Here is a 21,286-nt window from a genome sequence, read left to right as displayed (position 1 = left end):
GCGGAGCGGAGCCCGATCACGGCACGACCGGGGCCGGTAACCTCCCGGGCACGGGCCGTGCCCGGGGACTCCCCGGCGCCGAACGCGGTGCCGATCACCACCGGTGCCGCTCGGACCGATGGCCACCGGCCCACGGCGCCGGTCGCCCCGCCCCCTCCTGGTTACCTCCCCCCAAGCGCCTTTCGCAGCGCGAAGTACGCCGGCTTCGGCCGCAGCTGCTCGTCCCACGGCAGGGCCGCGCCCTCGCCCGGGAAGAACGCGGGGATCCACGAGTACTTGTCGGTGTAGTCCCAGAGGGTGACGCCCACGCACCGCCGCACGGCCAGGCACGCCTCGGTCAGGTCCCGGTACCACTCGGCCTGCTGCGCCAGCTTCTCCTCGGTCGCCGGCAACTGCATCCGGACGTCGACCTCGGTGAGCGCGGTGTCGAGGCCGAGGCGCGAGAAGCGGCGCAGGTTGTCCTCCAGGGTCGTGGGATAGCCGTACTGGAGGGCCAGGTGCGCCTGGAAGCCGATGCCGTGCAGCGGGACGCGCTGGGCCTTCAGTTCCCTGGCCAGGCGGTAGTAGGCGTCGCTCTTCGGGCCGATGCCCTCGATGTTGTAGTCGTTGAGGTACAGCTTCACCCGTGGATCGGCCTGGTGCGCCCAGCGCAGCGCGTCGGCGATGTAGCCCGGGCCGAGTGTCTTGTAGAACACCGACTCGCGGTAGGTCCCGTCCTCGTTGAACGCCTCGTTGACGACGTCCCAGGCGAAGACCTTGCCCCGGTAGTGCCGTACCTCCGTCTGGATGTGCTTCTTCAGCACGGCCCTCAGCTCGGGGGCCGTCCACTCCCGCCCGGTGAGCCACTCGGGCAGCTGGCTGTGCCAGACGAGGGTGTGACCGCGCACCTTCTGCCGGTTGGCGCGGGCGAGGTCCACGATCTCGTCGCCCTGGGAGAAGTCGAACACGCCCTGTTCGGGTTCGGTCGCGTACCACTTCATGCCGTTGCCGGGCGTGATCTGGTCGAACTCGCTGCCGAGCAGGGCCGTGTACGGCTGGTCGGTCAGCTCGGGGTTGTCGGTGGCGCTGCCGAAGTAGCGGCCGTGGCGCTGGGCCAGCTCGGCGAGGGTGGGCTGCCGGTCACTCGCCGGCCGTTCACTCGCCTGGGCGGGCGAGCCGGCCCCGAGCCCGGCCGCGACCAGGAACGCGGCGGCGGCACCGGCGAGTCTCAGACGGTTCTTGCGCATGGTGCGACTCCTCACGACGGATGGGTGGGCAGAGCCGTACGTCCGCGGCGCGTCAGCCCTTCGTGGCGCCGGCGGTGAGGCCGCCGACGAGCTGGCGCTCGGCGACCGAGTAGAAGGCGAGGGCCGGGACCATGGCCAGGACCAGGTAGGCGAAGACCTTGGCGTAGTCCGCGGAGTACTGCCCCTGGAACTGCTGGACGCCGATCGGCAGCGTCCACCACTGCGACTCGGTGAAGACCAGCAGCGGCAGGAAGAAGTTGTTCCAGCTGGTGACGACGGCGAGCACCGAGACGGTGCCGAGGGCGGGCCGGGCCATGGGCAGCAGCACCCGCCAGAAGAAGCCGAGCGGACTGCACCCGTCGAGCGTGGCCGCCTCCTCCAGCTCGCCGGGGATCTGCCGGAAGAAGCCGCGCAGGATGATGATGGTCATCGGCAGCCCGAACGCCGCCTGCGGCAGGATCACGCCGAGCGGGTTGTCGAGCAGTCCGAGGGACCGCAGCAGCAGGAACAGCGGCAGGGCCGCGACCGCGAACGGGAACATCAGTCCCATGGTGAACAGCGTGAACAGCAACTCCCGGCCGCGGAAGGCGAACCGCGCGAAGGAGAAGGCCGACAGCGCCGAGACCGCGACGACGAGCACGGTCGTACCGACCGCGATCAGCGTGCTGTTCCCGATCAGCCGCCAGAAGTCCCCCGAGGCGAGGATGCCGGTGTAGTTGGAGGTCACCCACGACTCGGGCAGACCGACCGGGTTGCGTGACAGCTCGTCCGTCGACTTGAAGCCGGACAGGGCGGCGTAGAGCAGCGGCACGGCCATGACCGCGCCGACGACGACCAGGACGAGGTGCAGGCTCCACAGCTTCCCGCCCCCGCGGGCCTTGCGACTGACCGTCACTTTCCGTCACCCCGCATGGTGGTGGTGGCTCCTTCGAGGTCGCGCCGGAGCACGAACCGCTGGTAGGCGAGGGCGAAGACGAGGCTGATGGCGAACATGACCACGCTGATCGCGCTGGCGTAGCCGACCTGGTAGCGCTTGAAGCCGTACTGGAACATGGTCACGGCCATGGTCTCGGAGTGGTGGTCGGGGCCACCGGCGGTGGTCACCCACACCAGGTCGAACAGCTGGATCGACCCGATGACCGACAGGAACACGCTGATGCGCAGGGTGGGCGCCAGCAGGGGCAGGGTCACGTTGCGGAAGCGCTGCCACGGACCGGCCCCGTCGATGAGCGCCGCCTCGGTCAGCTCCCTGGGGACGGCCTGCAGACCGGCCAGGTAGAGCATCATGTGGAAGCCGAAGTACTTCCACATCATGACCAGGAACAGGGTCGCCATGACCGTGGACGGATCGGCGAACCACTCCCCGCCCAGCCCCTCCAGCCCGATGCGCCCGAGGACCTGGTCGGCGAAGCCGTCGTCCGGGGCGAAGATCATGCCGAACAGGATGCCGGTGATCGCCTCGGACAGGACGTACGGGGCGAAGAACAGCATCCGGTACACCGCCCGGCCGCGCATCCGCTGGTTGAGCAGTACGGCCATGGCCAGTGCGAACGGCAGCTGCAGCGCGAGCGAGAGCACCACCAGCACCAGGCAGCGCCACAGGTCGCCGAGGAACACCTCGTCCTCGAACAGCCGGGTGAAGTTCTCACCGCCGACGTAGTCGGACGGCATGCCGAAGCCGCCCCACCGGAAGAAGGCGGCGTACAGGGCGAACAGCATCGGCAGCAGCACGAGCCCGATGAACAGCACCAGGGCGGGCAGCTGGAAGCCGGTGGCGGTCAGCCAGTTCAGGGCGCGTCGCCGGGCTCGCCCCCGGGCCCGGTCGGCGGCCGGGGGCGGCGGACCGGTGTCGGGGCCGGTCCGCTCGCGCGGCAGGTACGTGGACGTCATCGCCGGCTACTGCTCTTCCTTCGCGGTCTTCGTGATCGACTGCGCGACCTGCCCGGGCGATTTGGAACCCGATATGAGCGCGGCGACGCTGTCGTTGACCTCCTGGCCGACGGCGGGCGCGTACGCCTGGTCGAGGTAGAGCTGGAAGCCGGTGGCCTTCTTCAGCTCGGCCTGGACGGCCTTGATGTTGGGGTCGGCGATGGCGCTCTCTGCCGCCGGCACCACGGGCAGGACCCCGGTCTTCTTCACCAGCTCCCGGTCGGTGGCCTCGGACGCGAAGAACTTCAGGAAGTCGACGGCGGCCTGCGGGGCGTCCCGGCGCAGCGCGTGTCCGCCGCCTCCGCCGAACACCTCGGTGATGGCCCCCCGGCCGCCCTCGACCGCGGGGAACGGGAAGAAGCCGAGATCCTTGCCGAGACCCTTGCCCGCGTCGGCCTGGACCACGGGCGCCCACTGGCCCATGAGTTCCATGGCCGCCTTGCCGTTGCCGACGCTGGCGGCCTGGCCGGTGGGGCTGGAGTAGGCGGCCCCGAGGAATCCCTTCTGGAACGGCTGGAGACCGACGAGTTCCTGCAGGTGCTCACCCGCCTCGACGAACGGCGCGCCGGTGAAGTCCTTGTCCTCGTACGCCTTCTGCAGCGCCTCGGCGCCGGCGGTGCGCATCGCCAGGTATGCCCAGTAGTACATGCCGGGCCACTTCTCCTTGCCGGCCAGGGCGAGGGGCGTGATCCGGGCGGCCTTGAGCTTGCGCACGGCGTCCAGGAAGCCGCTCCAGGTGGTCGGGGGCTCGCCGATGCCGGCCTTCTCGAAGTGGGCCTTGTTGTACCAGAAGCCGATCATGCCGATGTCGAACGGGATGCCGTACGCCTTGTCGTCGATCAGGTACGGCTCGCGGGCGACCGGCAGCAGGGCGTCGCCCCAGGGCTTGGTGCGCTCCGTGAGGTCCTCGACGAGCCCGGCGTCGACCTGCTGCCGCAGGACGCCGCCGCCCCACGTGTGGAAGATGTCGGGCAGCTTCCCGGAGGAGGTCAGAGCTGTCATCTTCGACTTGTAGGCGTCGTTCTCCAGCTGAACGATCTTGATCTTGACCTTGGGGTTCTGCGCCTCGAACTTGCGCGCGAGAGCGGCCCAGACGCTCTTGGTCGGTTCGGTGGTGGAGATGTTCCACCATTCGATCGTGGTCGTCCCGGACGACCCTCCGTCCGAGTCCCCGCCGCATGCGGTCAGTGCCGTCATTCCCAGACCGGCCGCGGCGGAGGCCGCCAGGAAGCCGCGGCGGGACAGTGCCGGGTCGCCCATCATGCGCTCCTCGAAAGTTTCGAATGAGATCCAGAAAGCTGCGTTGATGCCGCACCCTAGAGACAGCCGGTAAACGGTGGCAACCCCTTGTACACGGTGAATCTTTCCTCGACACCGGAACCGTGGGCTGCCGCCGAAACATTCGATCGATATGACGAACCTTACGAAGGTGGTGATCACGCAGGGTGCCCGGCCGCGGGCCCGAACGCAGAGCCCCGACGACCCCTCTCCTCTCAACCAGCGGCGGCGCCGCACGGCCCTCAACTGGCGTTTCCGCCGGGGCACCCGTCCCCGGCCGCAGTCTTGACGGAAGCTTGACGGGCGTGGCCCCCACATGCGTGGGCCACGGCATCACGCTCCGCTTACGCTGATCCGGCCGTCCAGCGATGGCCGGAAACAGTTGAGCCGTGATCGGGAGCACGTCGATGGCCACCACCGAGCAGCCGCCGGGCCGTACGGAGCCCGCTCCACCCAGCCGCCTGCGCGCCTGGATGCTGGAGGGCCTGTCCGACATGGGCGGCCGCACCGGCCCGGACGCCGAACCGGAAGCCCCCCACCAGGGCCGGTCCTGGTGGCGCGTGATGTGCCTGACCGGCGTCGACTACTTCTCCACCCTCGGCTACCAGCCCGGCATCGCCGCCCTGGCGGCCGGGCTGCTGTCCCCGATCGCGACGATCGTCCTGGTCGTCGTCACCCTGGCGGGCGCCCTGCCGGTCTACCGGAGGGTCGCCGAGGAGAGCCCGCACGGCGAGGGCTCGATCGCGATGCTGGAGCGGCTGCTGTCCTTCTGGCAGGGCAAGCTGTTCGTCCTGACCCTGCTGGGCTTCGCCGCCACCGACTTCCTCATCACCATCACGCTCTCGGCGGCCGACGCCTCCACCCACCTGGTGGAGAACCCGCACCTCACCGGCGTCCTGCACGACCGGCAGATGCTGATCACCCTTCTCCTGGTGGCGCTGCTGGGCGCGGTGTTCCTCAAGGGCTTCCTGGAGGCCATCGGCGTCGCGGTCGTCCTGGTCGGCGCCTACCTCGCGCTGAACGCGGTCGTGGTGGTGGTCGGCCTGTACCACGTCGTCACCGCGGGCCATGTGGTCACCGACTGGTCCGGCGCCCTGACCACCCAGCACGGCAACGTCTTCGTCATGATCGGCCTGGCCCTGCTCGTCTTCCCGAAGCTGGCCCTCGGCCTGTCCGGGTTCGAGACCGGCGTCGCCGTGATGCCGCACGTCAAGGGCGACCTGGACGACACGGAGGCGCGCCCGGCGGGCCGTGTCCGCGACACCAAGAAGCTGCTCACCACGGCCGCTCTCATCATGAGCGTCTTCCTGATCACGACCAGCTTCATCACCACCCTGCTGATCCCGGAGAAGGAGTTCGAACCGGGCGGCCAGGCCAACGGCCGCGCCCTGGCGTTCCTGGCTCACGACTACCTGGGCAACACCTTCGGCACCGTCTACGACGTCTCCACGATCACCATCCTGTGGTTCGCGGGCGCCTCCGCGATGGCCGGCCTGCTCAACCTCATGCCGCGCTACCTCCCCCGGTACGGCATGGCCCCGCACTGGGCCAGGGCCGTCCGTCCGATGGTCATCGTCTTCACCCTGATCGGCTTCCTGGTCACCTGGGTCTTCGACGCCGACGTCGACGCACAGGGCGGCGCCTACGCCACCGGTGTGCTGGTCCTTATCAGCTCCGCCGCGATCGCGGTGACCATCGCCGCCCGCAAGGCCGGACAGCGGAACTGGACGATCGCCTTCGCGGGGATCGCGACGGTGTTCCTCTACACGACCGTCGCGAACGTCATCGAGCGCCCCGACGGCGTGAAGATCGGCGCCTGCTTCATCGCCGGCATCATCCTGGTCTCCCTGCTGTCACGGCTGGCCCGCGCCTTCGAGCTCCGCGTGACGAGCGTGAGGCTGGACGACGTGGCGGAACGCTTCGTGTGGGACATGGCCGGTCGCCGGATGCGGTTCATCGCCAACGAGCCCGACCGGCGGGACGCCGCCGAGTACCGCGACAAGATCGAGCAGATCCGGCAGGACAACGACGTGCCCAGGCCGGAGGACTTCGTCTTCGTCGAGGTCACGGTGACCGACCCGTCCGAGTTCGAGGCGGGCCTGACCGTACGGGGCGAGGTCCTGCACCACCGCTACCGCGTCCTGACCCTGGAGTCCTCCTCCGTCCCCAACGCGCTGGCCGCGCTTCTGCTGCACGTCCGCGACACGACCGGCCGCACCCCGCACGTCTACTTCGAGTGGACCGAAGGCGGCCCCTTCGCCAATCTGCTGCGCTTCTTCCTGTTCGGCCAGGGGGAGGTCGCCCCCGTGACCCGCGAGGTGCTGCGCGAGGCGGAACCGGACCGGGCGCGGCGGCCGAGGGTGCACGTGGGCTGAGCCGACGCCTCCCTCAGCGTCCGCGGCGCGTCACGAGCCCGGCCGTGTCCACGAGGACGCCGGGCCGGGTCGGCAGCCCGCCCCGGGCCGACCGGTCCCCCAGGCGCCGCGGCACCGCCCAGGCGTCCACCGCATGACGGGAGGGGCTCCGCGGCGCGGAGCCCCTCCCCCGACCGACTCGGCGGATCAGTCCTCGTACGCGTCCAGCGGCGGGCACGAGCAGACCAGGTTCCGGTCGCCGAACGCCTGGTCGATGCGGCGCACCGGCGGCCAGTACTTGTCGGCGGTCGAGACCCCGGCCGGGAAGACGGCCTCCTCACGGCTGTAGGCGTGCTCCCACTCCCCGGCGAGGGCACCGGCGGTGTGCGGGGCGCCCCGCAGCGGGTTGTCCTCGGCGGGCCACTCGCCGGAACCGACCTTCTCGATCTCCGCGCGGATGGCGATCATCGCGTCGCAGAACCGGTCCAGCTCGGTCAGGTCCTCCGACTCGGTCGGCTCGATCATCAGCGTCCCGGCCACCGGGAACGACATGGTCGGCGCGTGGAAGCCGTAGTCGATGAGCCGCTTGGCGACGTCGTCGACGCTCACACCGGTCGCCTTGGTCAGCGGACGCAGGTCGATGATGCACTCGTGCGCGACGAGCCCGCCGGGGCCGGTGTAGAGCACCGGGTAGTGCGGCTCCAGCCGCTTGGCGACGTAGTTGGCGCTGAGCACCGCCACCTGCGTGGCGCGCTTCAGCCCCTCGCCGCCCATGAGCCGGACGTACGCCCACGAGATCGGCAGGATGCCCGCCGAGCCCCAGGGCGCCGCCGAGATGGGGCCGACGCCCGTCTCCGGGCCCGCCTCGGGCTGCAGCGGGTGGTTCGGCAGGTACGGCGCGAGGTGCTCGCGCACCGCCACCGGACCGACGCCCGGGCCGCCGCCGCCGTGCGGGATGCAGAAGGTCTTGTGCAGGTTCAGGTGCGAGACGTCACCGCCGAAGTGCCCCGGCTTGGCGAGCCCGACCAGGGCGTTGAGGTTGGCGCCGTCGACGTAGACCTGGCCGCCGGCCTCGTGCACCTGCGCGCAGATGTCCGCGACGTGCTCCTCGAACACGCCGTGCGTGGACGGGTAGGTGATCATCAGCACCGCGAGCTCGTCACGGTGCTGCTCGATCTTCGCCCGCAGGTCCTCGACGTCGATCTCGCCGTCGTCGGCGGTCTTCACGACGACGACCTTCATGCCCGCCATCACCGCGCTGGCGGCATTGGTGCCGTGCGCGGACGACGGGATCAGGCAGACGGTCCGCTGCTCGTCGCCGTTGGCCCGGTGGTACCCGCGCACGGCGAGCAGCCCGGCCAGCTCGCCCTGGGACCCGGCGTTCGGCTGGAGGGAGACCTTGTCGTACCCGGTGACCTCGGCGAGCCGGTCCTCCAGCTCGTGGATGAGCGTGAGGTAGCCCTCGGCCTGCTCGGCGGGCGCGAAGGGGTGCAGCTGCCCGAACTCGGGCCAGGTCACCGGCTCCATCTCGGTGGTCGCGTTGAGCTTCATGGTGCAGGAGCCCAGCGGGATCATGCCGCGGTCGAGCGCGTAGTCCCGGTCGGCCAGCCGGCGCAGGTAGCGCAGCATCGCCGTTTCGGAGCGGTGCTGGTGGAAGACCGGGTGCGTCAGGTAGTCGTCGGTGCGCAGCAGGCCGGCCGGCAGGCCGTCCTCGGTGGCCGCGTCCAGCGCCTCGATGACGCCCTCGACACCGAAGGCGGCCCACACGGCCCGCAGCTGGGCGCGGGTGGTGGTCTCGTCGCAGGCGATCGAGACGTGGTCGGCGTCGACGAGGCGCAGGTTGACCCCGTTGTCGCGCGCGGCGGCCACGACCTCGGCGGCCCGGCCCGCGACGCGCACGGTCAGGGTGTCGAAGAAGGAGCCGTGCACGACCTCCACCCCGCCGTTCGCGAGCCCGGCGGCGAGCACCGTGGCGTAGCGGTGGGTGCGCCGCGCGATGCCCTTCAGCCCGTCCGGGCCGTGGTAGACGGCGTACATGCCGGCCATCACGGCGAGCAGCACCTGCGCGGTGCAGATGTTGCTGGTGGCCTTCTCGCGGCGGATGTGCTGCTCACGCGTCTGCAGGGCGAGCCGGTAGGCCTTGTTCCCGTCGGCGTCCACGGAGACGCCGACGAGCCGCCCGGGCAGGCTGCGCGCCATCTTCTCCTTGACCGCCATGTAGCCGGCGTGCGGCCCGCCGAAGCCCATCGGCACACCGAAGCGCTGGGTCGTGCCGACCGCGATGTCGGCACCGAGCTCACCGGGCGACTTCAGCAGCGTCAGGGCGAGCAGATCGGCGGCGACGGTGACGACCGCCCCGAGCTCGTGCGCCCGGTCGATGACGGGCTTGATGTCCCGTACGGCTCCGGAGGCGCCCGGGTACTGGATCAGCACGCCGTTGATCTCGCGCTCGGCGACCTCGGCCGGGATGCCGTCGGTGAGGTCGGCGACGACGACCTCGACGCCGGTGGGCTCGGCCCGGGTCCGGATCACGGCGATGGTCTGCGGCAGCGCGTCCGCGTCGACCAGGAACAGGCCCTTCTTGTTCTTGCCCATCCGCCGCGACAGCGCCATGGCCTCGGCCGCGGCGGTGCCCTCGTCGAGCAGGGAGGCACCGGAGGTCGGCAGCCCGGTGAGGTCGGCGACCATGGTCTGGAAGTTCAGCAGCGCCTCCAGCCGGCCCTGCGAGATCTCCGGCTGGTAGGGCGTGTACGCCGTGTACCAGGCCGGGTTCTCCATGACGTTGCGCAGGATGACCGGCGGGGTGAACGTGCCGTAGTAGCCGAGCCCGATCATGGAGCCGAGGACCTGGTTGCGGTCGGCGAGCGAGCGCAGCTCGGCGAGCACCTCGGCCTCGCTGCGGGCCCCCGGCAGGTCGAGGGCCTCGGCGCTCTTGATGACGGCCGGGACGGCGGCGGCCGTGAGCTCGTCCAGCGAGCCGTAGCCGACCTGCGCGAGCATCTTGGCCCGGGCCTCGTGGTCGGGGCCGATGTGGCGCTGCTCGAAGGGGACTGCCTCTTCGAGCTCGGAAAGCGGAATGCGATGGGCGGTCATGGGCGGAGGCCTCCTGGTCTGACACGACCTTCGAGGGGCACCACGGCGCGGGTACCCGGACGGCCTCCCCCTCTGTCATCTCAACCTGAGAGCTTCACCGGATCGCCCGAAGGCCTCCGGCTTTCACCGTCGGTGAGAGCGGAAGCCGTCGACACCCGCTCTTCTTTCCAGAGTGACCTCGTCCGTGCGGTACGTGTGCCTGAGAGATTCCGGGGAGGATTTGCTCCTTCGGCGCCTCCGAAGGTGCTCGGAGGACTCTCCCGCACGGGGTCAGCAGCCGTTGCCAGCGTACCAGCGAGGTCAACGCACGAACCTTCGAGTGGCCGCCTCCCCGATTGTGCCGTTTTGTAGTGCCTACGGATGAGTTGCGACTGTGTGGAGGTCCCGTGCGTACCGACATCGATCCGCGCAACCTGATCGGCCGCAAGGCATTCGACCGCAACGGAACCAGGATCGGCACGATCGACGAGGTCTACCTCGACGACGCCAGCGGCGAGCCGGAGTGGGCGGCCATACGGACCGGGCTGTTCAGCCGGGACGCGTTCGTCCCCCTGGAGCCCAGCGAACTGATCGACGGCGCCCTCCACGTCCCGTTCGAACGGGCCCTGATCAAGGACGCCCCCGACTTCGGCGTGGGCCGCCACCTCTCCCCCGAGCAGGAACTCCAGCTCTACCACCACTACGGCCTGGACATCGCGGCCCCTCCCCCGCTGCCGGACCACGATTTCGGCAGGCTGGCGGGCTCGGACGAGCAGACGGCCTGATCCCCGGCGGCCTGATCCCAGACCGAAGCCGCCCCCGACGGCGACGCCACCGGGCCGGCGGATCCGCCCTCGGTCCCCTCGGGTCTTCGTAACACCAGCGGCAGCGGCTCCGCCAGCTCCAGCGCGGGGTCGTCGACCCGGAAGGTCCGCACCCTCCCGGGCGCCGAGCCGGGCGTCTCGAAGCGCACGGTGACCCGGCCCAGCCCGCTGCCCTGCACCCATCCGTGCCCGAACTCGGTGTGCCGCACGTCGTGCCCGGCGGGCCAGCGCCGCTCGGCGAGCGACGGCTGCTCCTCGTCCTGCGCCACGGCATGCTCCTCGACCGGCCCCTCGGCGACCGTCCGCTCCCCCGCGGCCTGTGCGAACAGGTCCTCCTGCGTGTAGTCGGCGAGTCCGCTGACCCCCACCCCGAGCAGCCGCACCCCGCCCGTGGTGTCCACCGAGTCCAGCAACCTGGCCGCCGCCTCCCCGATCACCCCCGGGTCGTCCGTCGGTCCCCGCAGCGTCTCGGACCGGGTGAGCGTCGAGAAGTCGTACCGCCGCACCTTCAGCACGATCGTCCGTCCGGAGAGACCGGCCCCGCGCAGCCGCCGCACGCACCGGCCGGCCAGCCGCTGCACCTCGAGGCCGACCCGCACCCGGTCGTGGATGTCCACGTCGTACGTGTCCTCCACGGACACGGACTTCGCCTCCCGCTCCGCCACCACGGGCCGGTCGTCCCGCGCCAGGGCCATCGCGTACAGCCCGTGCCCGTGCGCCTTGCCCAGCAGCCGGACCAGCTCGTCCTCGCCCGCCTCGACGATCTCCTCGACCGTGGTGATCCCGGCCCGCCGCAGGTGGTCACCCGTCGCCGGGCCCACTCCGGGCAGGGTGCGCACCGGCATCGGCCCGAGCAGCGCCCGCTCGGTGCCCGGCTCGATCACCACCAGCCCGTCGGGCTTGGCCTGCTCGGAGGCGATCTTCGCGAGCATCTTGGAGGCGGCGAGGCCCACCGATCCCGTGAGGCCCGTGACCGCGCGGATGTCCGCGCGCAGCTGCGTCCCGACCAGCCGCGCGGACTGCTCGTCCCAGGCCACTCCACCCGCCTCCAGGTCCACGAACGCCTCGTCCAGGCTCAGCGGCTCCACGAGCGGCGACAACGCCCTCAGCAGCTCCATGACCCGCTCACTGATCGCCTTGTACAGCCCGAAGCGCGGCACGAGGTAGGCGGCGTTGGGCGCGAGCCGCCTGGCCTGCCCCATGGGCATCGCCGAATGCACCCCGAAGACCCGCGCCTCGTACGACGCCGTGGCCACCACCCCCCGGGGCCCGAGTCCGCCCACGACCACGGCCTTCCCGCGCAGACTCGGCTTGGACGCCTGCTCCACCGAGGCGAAGAAGGCATCCATGTCGAGATGCAGGATCGTGGGCGCGGTTCTCACACCTCCGATGCTGCCCTACGGCACTGACAACGGCCCGGCAGGCCGCCCGGTCGCGTCGCGGCCGGGCCGGCGGGAGCAATCGCTTGCGGCCGGGCGGTGCGGGCGCGGAAACGTCCCGCCTCCCGCGCACAGGGGACTCCGTCTCCCGAACGGCTCAGACGGCCCGGTTCCGCCGCCGCGCCAGCTCGTCCGCCGGGTTGGGCCCGACCAGCGTCTCGCCGGTGTCGATCCGCTCCCCGTGCAGCTGGGACAGGGCGCTCTCGACATCCCGCCACACCACACCGACGGCGATCCCGAAGACCCCCTGGCCGCCTTGGAGCAGCGCGTGGACCTCGTCCGGCGAGGTGCACTCGTAGACCGTGGCCCCGTCGCTCATGAGCGTCATCCGCTCCAGGTCGCGGAAACCGCGTTCTCTGAGGTGCTGCACGGCCGTGCGGATGTTCTGCAGGGAGACCCCGGTGTCCAGGAACCGCTTGACGATCTTCAGGACGACGACGTCGCGGAAGCTGTACAGCCGCTGCGTCCCCGATCCGTAGGCGGGGCGTACGCTCGGCTCGACGAGCCCCGTACGGGCCCAGTAGTCCAGCTGCCGGTAGGTGATGCCGGCGGCCGCACAGGCCGTCGGACCCCGATAGCCGATCTGCTCGGACGCCATGGACGTCGTCCCTCCGCTGCTCGGCACGGCCGTCGGTCGCTGCGGAGCGTGACCGGCCGCGTCGCCCGGCTGGTGGTACCCCCCGCTCGCGCGGAGCCGTGAGCCGGGGGAAGGGTACGGACCGCTCGCCCTGAGACTGCGCTCGGGGCCGCCCCCAGCCGTACCGTCGCCGCTGCTTCTCACGCCGACCTCCGTCCTTGACCTGCCTTCTCGACGGTAGGCAGTCACCAGGGGTGCGTCAACGATCGCCACACTCGCCACGCCGAGTGATAATCACCCTAAGAGTGGTTTCCCGTGCCCCACCGCGGGGAAAGGCTAGCCGAATGCGCTCGGCGCGGACCGTGTGACGCTCTCACTCGCCACCGGCACATGCGGGCAATTCACTCCTCACAACGCGTCGGGCGACCCTGCCGCGGACCACATCGTCCGCCGGGCCGCCCCTTCGCCTCACGACCGCTCGTGCTCCCTGCCGCCCGGACCTCGCGTACGGAGCTCACTGGCTGCTGGTGCCGAAGTCCTCCGGAGAGATCTGGTCGAGGAACTCGCGGAACTTCTCCACCTCGTCCTCCTGCTCGTCCGGGATCGCGATACCGGCGTCGTCGAGCACCGTGTCACTGCCGTAGATCGGCGTCCCGGTGCGCAGCGCGAGCGCTATGGCGTCGGACGGGCGGGCACTCACCTCGACCCCACTGGCGAAGACCAGCTCCGCGTAGAAGACGCCCTCGCGCAGGTCCGTGATGCGCACTTCCGTGAGCTCCTGGCCGACGGCCTCCAGCACGTCCTTGAACAGGTCGTGGGTCAGCGGCCGCGCGGGGGCCATGCCCTGCTGGGCGAAGGCGATCGCCGTCGCCTCCCCCGGTCCGATCCAGATGGGAAGGTAACGGTCGCCTCCCACTTCACGCAGCAGCACGATCGGTTGGTTGGAGGGCATTTCGACCCGGACACCTACGACATCGAGCTCGTTCACACAGCAACCCTAGGCCGTGCTCGGGATGTTTGGGTAGTCGGGCCGGGATCGGGCACCTGATCCGGCCCTCGCGCGGCCCGCTGCTCAGGGCAGCCTCACTCCGAGCGCGGCCTGCACCAGCGCGGAGTGCAGCCGCACCGTGAGCCCCGCCAGCTCCTTCGTGCGCGCCTGCGCGTGAGCCCTGGTCTGCGGGTTCCGGTGCCGCTTGAGCGGGGCCACCACCTGGTCCACGAGGCCCGCCTCGCGGTCGGCGGCGGCCTTCATGGCCCGCAGATGCCGCGGTTCGATCCCGAACCGCCCGAGCTCGACGACGAGCGAGGCCACCGTGACGGCCTCGGCGTCGTAGGCCCCGTCCTCCAGTGGAGTGAGCAGCCCGTACGACTCCCACTCCTTGAGCTCCTGCTCGCCGATGCCGGCGGCGGCGAGCAGCTGCTCACGTCCGATCCTGGCCGCCGTGGGGCCCTCGGGAGCCTCGGGCGCGGGTTCGTCGCCGTCGCGCTGGCGTCCCACCACGGGCAGCTGGACGGCCTCACCGCGCTCCATGGCCTCCAGATGCTCGCGGATCACCTTCAGGGGCAGATAGTGGTCCCTCTGCATCCGCAGGACGTGGCCGAGGCGCTCGACGTCCTGGGCGCTGAACTTGCGGTACCCCGAGGGGGTTCGCTGCGGCTCGATGAGCCCCTCCGCCTCCAAAAAACGGATCTTGGAGATCGTGACCTCGGGAAACTCGTCGCGCAGCACGTTCAGCACCGTGCCGATGCTCATCAGCCCACTGTCCGCGGCGGCGGCGCCGTGGCCGGCACCGCCGCTCGGTGTTCGAAGCATGGACCTTCCCTGACGGACGGACCTTCGCTGGGGCTCCCCGGACGAGTCCGGTCAGTAGCCCCGCTGGCTCGCGTAGAAGACCAGCCGGTACTTGCCGATCTGCACCTCGTCGCCGTTGTTCAGCGCGACCTGGTCGATCCGCTCGCGGTTCACGTACGTGCCGTTCAGGCTGCCCACGTCGGCCACCGTGAACGAGTTGTCCTGGCCGCGGCGGAACTCCACGTGCCGCCGGGACACCGTGACGTCGTCCAGGAAGATGTCGCTCTGCGGGTGACGGCCGGCCGTGGTCAGATCGCTGTCGAGCAGGAAGCGGCTGCCCGAGTTCGGCCCGCGGCGCACGACCAGGAGCGCGGAGCCCAGGGGAAGCGCGTCCACGGCGGCCTGTGCCTCGGGAGACAGCGTCGGCATCGGCGTCTGGCCGGTGGTCTCGCTGTCGTAGGCCTCGAGACCCGAGATGGAGATCGTGGAGGTCGTCTCGGACGGACGCTCCGGAGTCGCCCCGGCCCGCAGCGGCGCGCCGCAGTTGGAGCAGAAGCGGCTGTTCTCCGCGTTGCGGTTACCGCACCTCGTACACACCAGGGCCGACATCGGATCCTCCTGCCGCGGCTGCTCACCGGGAGCGTGGGACGCATACGGGTCGGAAAACCCTCCACCCGCACCTGAGGCTGACGGTTGGCCGAAACCTATGCCGCCGGGCTGCGCAGGGTCAACCGACGGCGCGCCCTGACCTCGGGAGATGTCACCACCCGGACCAGCGACCTGGTCGCGGAAGAGCGGCCGCTGGCCTTCCGCGTCAGGCTGTGCGCGATGACGGGCGGTGGCACTGCTGTCGCTGCCCTCTCGCGCGCTCTTGCCGAACAACTTCGCAAACAACTTCACGGGCGATTCCCCTTGACCGAAACAGACCCGCCCGTGGGGCAGGACGAACCCTGACTGAACACTCTGGCCGACCCGGACATCCTGACAACGTCCGTCTGCACCAGACAGTTTCCACCACGCACCACCCATTCGGTGCGCCGACCCCCCGCAACCTCATGCCCTCGCCGGACGTCGCCCATGCACCCCCGGTTCACTGCGAGGACGACCGAGCGTAGTCAGGCCGCTTCGCCGCTCGCAAGGCGTCCACGACGATCTTGGTCGATCGCTCGACGGTCACGGTGGCCTGTTCCTTCTCGAGAGTCTGCACCACGCCTCCGGGGATGTTGAGCGCCGGCTCGAGGTCCTGCGGTTTGCCGATGACCTTGAAACGATAGGGCGCGTTGATCTTGTTCCCGTCGACGCTCACGCCCTTGCCGGAATCCGCGAGGTACGTCCCGGCGACCACGCGGACGCCGTTCACCTGGATCGCCTCCGCACCCGCCGCGCGCAGCTCCTGGATCGCGTCGAGCAGCATGTCCGCCTCGACCGTCCCCTTCGTGTCCTGGATGGCCATGGTGATGCCGGGCCCCTGCGCGGCCACCGTGCCCGCCAGGATGCCGAGTTGCCGCTCCTTCTCGATCGTCTGCTTCCGGGCCTCCTCGGCCTGGTCCGAGCTGTTCTCCAGCTCGTCCCGCTGCTTCTCGAGACCCTGCTTCTCGTCCTCAAGACGCTGAGTCCGGTCGTCCAGTTCATCGAGGATGCGGACCAGATCCTCCTGCCGCGCACCGCGCAGGGCACTGTCGCCGTCACTGTTGGACGCCACCTGCACGGCCAGGCCGAACCCGAGACCGAACAGCAGCAGCGCCACGATGAGTTGGGCCCGCGTGACTCGCGGCGGCCACAGCCCCTGCACCAGGCGCTGCCTGCCGGTCAGCCGCGGCCCGGGCACCGCCTCGTCAGCCGCGGACGCGGGCTCCGGTCCGGGACGGGGTCCGGCCTTCGGGGTCTCCCGCGCGGCGGGCACCGGGGCGGACACCTCCTGGGGCAGCTCCCTGCGCAGCCCGTTCCCGGGGTCACCGCTCTCCCCGGGGCGGTCCGTGCGCGGGTCGCCCTGCTCCTCGGGGCGCGTCTCGTCGTGCTCGCTCATCGGCCTCACGCCCGGAACACGTGCCGGCGGATCGCCGCGGCGTTGGAGAAGATCCGGATGCCGAGGACGACCACCACACCGGTGGACAGCTGGGCGCCCACGCCCAGCTTGTCACCCAGGAACACGATCAGCGCGGCCACGACCACGTTCGACAGGAACGACACCACGAAGACCTTGTCGTCGAAGATCCCGTCGAGCATGGCCCGCAGACCCCCGAAGACTGCGTCCAGAGCCGCCACGACGGCGATCGGCAGGTAAGGCTCGACCACCGCCGGAACCTCAGGCCGGACCAACAGGCCGGCCACGACTCCCACGACGAGGCCCAGTACGGCGATCACGATGTGCCCTTCTCGCTCTCAGTGCTCGGCTGTGCTGTACGTACGGTCACGCTCGGCGCGGCAGGCAGCCGGAGGTCGTCCTCCACGGAGATGCCTGTCCTGATGCCGTAGCTCTCCTGCAGCGCGTTCAGGTACAACCCGTCGGCGCTGTCCTGGAACCGCGTGCTCAGCCGCTGCCCGTCCCCCACCGCGAGCACCGTGTACGGCGGCACCAGCGGTTTGTTGTCGACCAGTATCGCGTCTCCCGCGGCCCTGATCGCGGACAGCGCCGTCAGCCGCTGCCCGTTGATGGAGATCGCCTCGGCCCCCGACTCCCACAGCCCGTTGACCACGCGCTGCATGTCCCGGTCGCGCACCCGGCCGGTGTCGGAGAAGCCGGAGCTCCCGCGCGGGTCACCGCCGCCGCCCGTGCCGGCTTCCTTGGCGTCGTTCACCACGAGCTTCACACCGGGACCGTGCACGGCGACGGCCCCCGACAGGATGCCGACGAGTTCCGACCGTGCGCTTCCGCCGCTGTGCTTCAGCGCCTCGCGCTGCCGTGCGCCGACGTCCTCGCGCAGCTCGTCGACCTTGTCCTCGAGCTTGTCCGCCGCCTCGGTCTCCCGGTCGATGCGGTCGATCAGCTCCTCGCGCTCCTTGGCGACGACGGGAGCGGCGACCCGGGCCTGAGCTGCCCCCACGGTCACCACCAGGGCCGCGAGCACCAGGCCGGCCGCGAGCCCCAGCTTGGCCCGGAGGGTCTTCGGCATGCCGCCGTCACCCGCGGCCTTCTTCCGCGCGGCGGCCTCGGCGTAGCCGTCGTCGAGGCTGTGGTCCATGACGTTGGTGATCAACGACATGGACGCGTCCGGGCGCCGGGGCCGCGTGGGTGTGCTCCGAATGGGGGGTTGCTGCGGCATGCCGCACATCGTCGCACGTCGCGGCCACTACCTCCGAACGGCCCCACCGGCGTGCCGGACAGGCCCCGTTGGGGACACTTGTCCGGCACGCACGCGTGCAGGCGGTGCTACCGGCCGGCGCTGTCCACGACCGCCGACCACTCGTCCAGCAGGGCCTGGGCGGAGGCGTCGTCCGGCCCCTCGGCCCACAGGTGGGTGACGGCCTCGGCCGGGTCGGGCAGCACCATCACCCAGCGGCCGTCGGTCTCCACCACGCGCACGCCGTCCGTGGTGTCCACGAAGCGGTCCCCGGCCGCCTCGACGACCCGCCGCATGACGAGCCCCTTCACGGCCCACGGAGTGGCCAGGTCCCGCTTCAGCACATGGGCCCGCGGGATCCGCGCGTCGATCTGGCTCAGAGTGAGCTGCGTCCGCGCGACCAGCCCGATGAGCCGGACGAAGGCCGCGGTGGCGTCGTACACGCTGCTGAACTCGGGGACGATGAAGCCGCCCTTGCCGTCACCGCCGAAGATCGTCCCTTCCTCACCGCCCACGCGCGTGAGGTCGTCGGGAGACGTCGTGGTCCACTCGACCTGGGTCCCGTGGTACGCCGCCACCTGCTCGGCGATCCGGGTCGTGGTGACCGGCAGCGCGACCCGGCCACTGCGCCGCTCGGCGGCGACCAGGTCCAGCATCACCAGCAGCGCCCGGTCGTCCTCGATGATCCGGCCCTTCTCGTCGACGAGCGACAGCCGCTCACCGACCGGGTCGAACCGCACGCCGAACGCCGCTCCCGAGGACGCCACGATCTCCCCGAGCCGCACCATGCCCGACCGCCGCATGTCGGCCGTCTCGGTCGGCCTGGACTCGTCGAGACCCGGGTTGATCGTCAGCGAGTCGACCCCGAGCTTGCCGAGCAGGCTCGGCAGCACGAGTCCGGCGCTTCCGTTGGACGCGTCGACGACGACCTTGAGCCCGGAGTCCGCGATCCCGGTGGTGTCGACGTTCCGCAGCAGCGACCCGGTGTACGAGTCGAAGACGCTCGCCGGGAAGTGCAGGTCACCGATCTCCCCGGGGAAGGCACGGCGGTACTCCTGGCGTGCGAACACCCGGTCCAGCTTCCGCTGGCTGCCCTGCGACAGGTCGGCGCCCTGGCTGTCGAAGAACATGATGTCGACGGAGTCCGGCACTCCGGGCGTCGTCCGGATCATGATCCCGCCGGCACTGCCCCGCGCGGTCTGCTGCCGCGCCACGGGCAACGGCACGTTCTCCAGGTCCCGTACGTCGATGGCACTGGCCTGCAACGCGGAGATCACCGCCCGCTTCAGCGCACGCGCACCACGCGAGTGGTCCCGGGCCGTGGTGACGGTCGAGCCCTTCTTGAGCGTCGTGGCGTACGCGCCCGCCAGCCGCACCGCGAGTTCCGGCGTGATCTCGACGTTCAGGATTCCGGAGACACCGCGGGCACCGAAAAGGTGCGCCTGCCCCCTGGACTCCCAGATCACCGATGTGTTGACGAAGGCACCGGCTTCGATCGTCTTGAACGGGTAGACCCGCACATTGCCCTGCACGATCGATTCTTCGCCGATCAGGCACTCATCACCGATGACCGCCCCGTCCTCGATCCGCGCCGCGCGCATGATGTCGGTGTTCTTGCCGACCACGCAGCCGCGCAGATTGCTGTGGGGACCCACGTACACGTTGTCGTGAACGACGGCCTTGTGCAGGAAGGCACCGCTCTTGACGACCACGTTGGAGCCCACGACGGTGTGCTCACGGATTTCGGCCCCGGCCTCGACCTTGGCGTAGTCACCGATGTAGACGGGCCCGCGCAGAACGGCGTCGGGGTGCACCTCGGCACCCTCGGCCACCCACACACCGGGCGAGATCTCGAATCCGTCGATGTCGACGTCGACCTTGCCCTCGAGCACGTCGGCCTGCGCCTTCACGTAGCTCTCGTGCGTGCCGACGTCCTCCCAGTAGCCCTCGGCCACATAGCCGTAGATGGGCTTGCCTTCCTTCATCAGCTGCGGGAAGACGTCGCCGGACCAGTCGACGGGTACGTCGGCCTCGACGTAGTCGAAGACCTCGGGCTCCATCACGTAAATGCCGGTGTTCACCGTGTCGGAGAAGACCTGGCCCCAGGTGGGCTTCTCGAGGAAGCGTTCCACCTTGCCTTCTTCGTCGACGATGGTGATGCCGAACTCCAAGGGATTGGGCACACGGGTCAGACAGACCGTGACGAGCGCGCCCTTCTCCTTGTGGAAATTGATCAGCTCGGTGAGGTCGAAATCGGTCAGCGCGTCGCCGGAGATGACGAGGAAGGCATCGTCCTTCAGCGCCTCTTCCGCGTTCTTGACGCTTCCGGCGGTACCGAGTGGCTTCTCCTCATTGGCATAGGTGAGCTCCATTCCGAGCTCTTCGCCGTCACCGAAGTAGTTCTTGACCAGTGAGGCCAGGAACTGGACAGTCACGACTGTTTCGTTGAGCCCATGCCTTTTGAGCAGCCGCAGAACGTGCTCCATGATCGGGCGGTTGGCCACGGGCAGGAGCGGCTTGGGCATGCTTGAGGTCATGGGACGAAGGCGCGTGCCTTCGCCTCCGGCCATCACGACGGCCTTCATGTCGGGGGCGTCCTCCTCGAAGAGACGGCGATCCAGCCGACTTCCCCCGCGAGGATTCTCCCGCACTTTTCGACCACGGGCCATCGCACCGCGCTGGGCGGAGGGAATCCGCGAGTTCAATCGGTCATGGCGTCCGCACGGACCAGGCGGCGGACTTGTACCACGTAGAGGACTCCTGCCCACCAATAGAGGGTTGTACCCCATCCGGCGAACGCCCATCCGAAAATAGCAGCCAGTGACGAGATCCAACCACTTCCGTCACTGAGCAGGAGCAGGGGGAAGGCGTACATCAGGTTGAAGGTCGCGGCCTTGCCCAGGAAGTTCACCTGCGGCGGCGGATAGCCGTGCCGGCGGAGGATGCCCACCATCACCAGCAGAACCAGCTCCCGCGCCAGAAGTACGGCGGTCAACCACAGGGGCAGAATCTCGCGCCAGGTGAGGCCGACCAATGTCGAGAGAATGTAGAGCCGGTCGGCCGCGGGGTCGAGAAGCCGGCCGAGGCTGCTGATCTGGTTCCAGCGCCGCGCGAGCTTGCCGTCCAGGTAGTCGCTGACGCCGCTCAGGGCCAGCACGAGGAGGGCCCAGCCGTCACTCTGGGGACCACCGAACTCAGGTCGCAGGATCAGCCACAGGAAGAGGGGCACGCCGACGAGCCGCGCCATGCTGAGGATGTTCGGGATGGTGAGCACACGGTCCGTCTGGACGCGAGTCTCCTGAACCTCCACCCGGGTGCCTCCTGGGGAAACGAGCCAACGATGCCCCCTGACCTTACCTCAACGCAAAAAAGCTCCGGCTCTCGGGCTGTGATGCCCAAGAACCGGAGCTTTAAAGGGAGTTCGGCGGCGTCCTACTCTCCCACAGGGTCCCCCCTGCAGTACCATCGGCGCTGTAAGGCTTAGCTTCCGGGTTCGGAATGTAACCGGGCGTTT

General features: G+C 70.0%; 17 protein-coding genes, 1 rRNA gene and 1 riboswitch. Of the genes, 2 read left to right on the top strand and 16 right to left on the bottom strand.

Features of this window, described 5'->3' with window-relative positions; translation table 11 throughout:
- Positions 1-161: 161 nt before the first annotated feature.
- From AC07DA_RS23080 to AC07DA_RS23065, 4 genes are all read right to left on the bottom strand, one after another.
- On the bottom strand, positions 162-1,226 hold the full coding sequence (locus tag AC07DA_RS23080; protein ID WP_479130051.1) for an endo-1,4-beta-xylanase: 1,065 nt from the start codon (positions 1,224-1,226) through the stop codon (positions 162-164).
- A gap of 52 nt (positions 1,227-1,278) precedes the next feature.
- Positions 1,279-2,043 carry a carbohydrate ABC transporter permease gene (locus tag AC07DA_RS23075; RefSeq protein ID WP_479130266.1) on the bottom strand — a complete coding sequence of 255 codons (765 nt, stop codon included), beginning with the start codon at positions 2,041-2,043 and terminating at the stop codon, positions 1,279-1,281.
- 74 nt (positions 2,044-2,117) lie between these two features.
- Positions 2,118-3,116: a carbohydrate ABC transporter permease gene (locus tag AC07DA_RS23070; RefSeq protein WP_479130050.1), complete on the bottom strand. Its 999-nt coding sequence runs from the start codon at positions 3,114-3,116 to the stop codon at positions 2,118-2,120.
- A 6-nt stretch (positions 3,117-3,122) separates the two neighbouring features.
- A complete protein-coding gene (locus AC07DA_RS23065) occupies positions 3,123-4,415 on the bottom strand; it encodes an extracellular solute-binding protein (RefSeq protein ID WP_479130049.1) in 1,293 nt (430 codons plus the stop codon).
- A gap of 425 nt (positions 4,416-4,840) precedes the next feature.
- On the opposite strand from AC07DA_RS23065, the gene AC07DA_RS23060 reads away from it, so the two are divergent.
- The gene (locus AC07DA_RS23060) at positions 4,841-6,808 is read left to right on the top strand and encodes an APC family permease (RefSeq protein WP_479130265.1); all 1,968 of its coding nucleotides are present in this window, start codon (positions 4,841-4,843) and stop codon (positions 6,806-6,808) included.
- Positions 6,809-6,994: 186 nt separating this feature from the next.
- Here the strand turns inward: AC07DA_RS23060 and gcvP are convergent, their stop codons facing one another.
- Positions 6,995-9,880: an aminomethyl-transferring glycine dehydrogenase gene (gene gcvP / locus AC07DA_RS23055; protein WP_479130048.1), complete on the bottom strand. Its 2,886-nt coding sequence runs from the start codon at positions 9,878-9,880 to the stop codon at positions 6,995-6,997.
- A 177-nt stretch (positions 9,881-10,057) separates the two neighbouring features.
- Positions 10,058-10,153, bottom strand: a riboswitch (glycine riboswitch).
- Positions 10,154-10,266: 113 nt separating this feature from the next.
- Between gcvP and AC07DA_RS23050 the strand changes: the two genes are divergently transcribed.
- Positions 10,267-10,644, top strand: a complete 378-nt coding sequence (locus AC07DA_RS23050) for a PRC-barrel domain-containing protein (RefSeq protein ID WP_479130047.1) — start codon at positions 10,267-10,269, stop codon at positions 10,642-10,644.
- Here the strand turns inward: AC07DA_RS23050 and AC07DA_RS23045 are convergent.
- The 11 genes from AC07DA_RS23045 to rrf form a co-directional block, all read right to left on the bottom strand.
- The gene (locus AC07DA_RS23045) at positions 10,560-12,065 is read right to left on the bottom strand and encodes a DNA polymerase IV (RefSeq protein WP_479130046.1); all 1,506 of its coding nucleotides are present in this window, start codon (positions 12,063-12,065) and stop codon (positions 10,560-10,562) included. The two genes, AC07DA_RS23050 and AC07DA_RS23045, sit on opposite strands and share 85 nt — an antisense overlap.
- A 154-nt stretch (positions 12,066-12,219) precedes the next feature.
- The gene (locus AC07DA_RS23040; RefSeq protein WP_479130045.1) at positions 12,220-12,903 is read right to left on the bottom strand and encodes a MerR family transcriptional regulator; all 684 of its coding nucleotides are present in this window, start codon (positions 12,901-12,903) and stop codon (positions 12,220-12,222) included.
- Between the two features lie 310 nt (positions 12,904-13,213).
- On the bottom strand, positions 13,214-13,687 hold the full coding sequence (locus AC07DA_RS23035; RefSeq protein ID WP_026253112.1) for a bifunctional nuclease family protein: 474 nt from the start codon (positions 13,685-13,687) through the stop codon (positions 13,214-13,216).
- 84 nt (positions 13,688-13,771) lie between these two features.
- Positions 13,772-14,512 (bottom strand): transcriptional regulator FtsR, encoded by a 741-nt coding sequence (gene ftsR / locus AC07DA_RS23030; RefSeq protein ID WP_479130044.1) that lies wholly within the window; start codon positions 14,510-14,512, stop codon positions 13,772-13,774.
- A gap of 51 nt (positions 14,513-14,563) precedes the next feature.
- Positions 14,564-15,520 carry an FHA domain-containing protein gene (locus tag AC07DA_RS23025; RefSeq protein ID WP_479130043.1) on the bottom strand — a complete coding sequence of 319 codons (957 nt, stop codon included), beginning with the start codon at positions 15,518-15,520 and terminating at the stop codon, positions 14,564-14,566.
- 61 nt (positions 15,521-15,581) lie between these two features.
- Entirely contained in the window at positions 15,582-16,517 is a 936-nt protein-coding gene (locus tag AC07DA_RS23020) for a DUF881 domain-containing protein (RefSeq protein ID WP_479130042.1), read from the bottom strand.
- A gap of 5 nt (positions 16,518-16,522) precedes the next feature.
- Entirely contained in the window at positions 16,523-16,855 is a 333-nt protein-coding gene (locus tag AC07DA_RS23015) for a small basic family protein (RefSeq protein WP_003988855.1), read from the bottom strand.
- Positions 16,852-17,763: a DUF881 domain-containing protein gene (locus AC07DA_RS23010; RefSeq protein WP_479130041.1), complete on the bottom strand. Its 912-nt coding sequence runs from the start codon at positions 17,761-17,763 to the stop codon at positions 16,852-16,854. The genes AC07DA_RS23015 and AC07DA_RS23010 overlap by 4 nt, the downstream gene beginning before the upstream one ends.
- Before the next feature lie 98 nt (positions 17,764-17,861).
- Positions 17,862-20,357, bottom strand: coding sequence for a sugar phosphate nucleotidyltransferase (locus tag AC07DA_RS23005; RefSeq protein ID WP_479130040.1), 2,496 nt, complete (start codon positions 20,355-20,357; stop codon positions 17,862-17,864).
- 116 nt (positions 20,358-20,473) lie between these two features.
- Positions 20,474-21,082: a cardiolipin synthase ClsA gene (gene clsA / locus AC07DA_RS23000; protein WP_479130039.1), complete on the bottom strand. Its 609-nt coding sequence runs from the start codon at positions 21,080-21,082 to the stop codon at positions 20,474-20,476.
- A gap of 109 nt (positions 21,083-21,191) precedes the next feature.
- A 5S ribosomal RNA gene (rrf, locus tag AC07DA_RS22995) occupies positions 21,192-21,286 on the bottom strand; the annotation flags it as partial.

Source organism: Streptomyces sp. NPDC044921, assembly GCF_056432865.1.
This window is presented reverse-complemented; position numbering and strand designations above follow the sequence as displayed.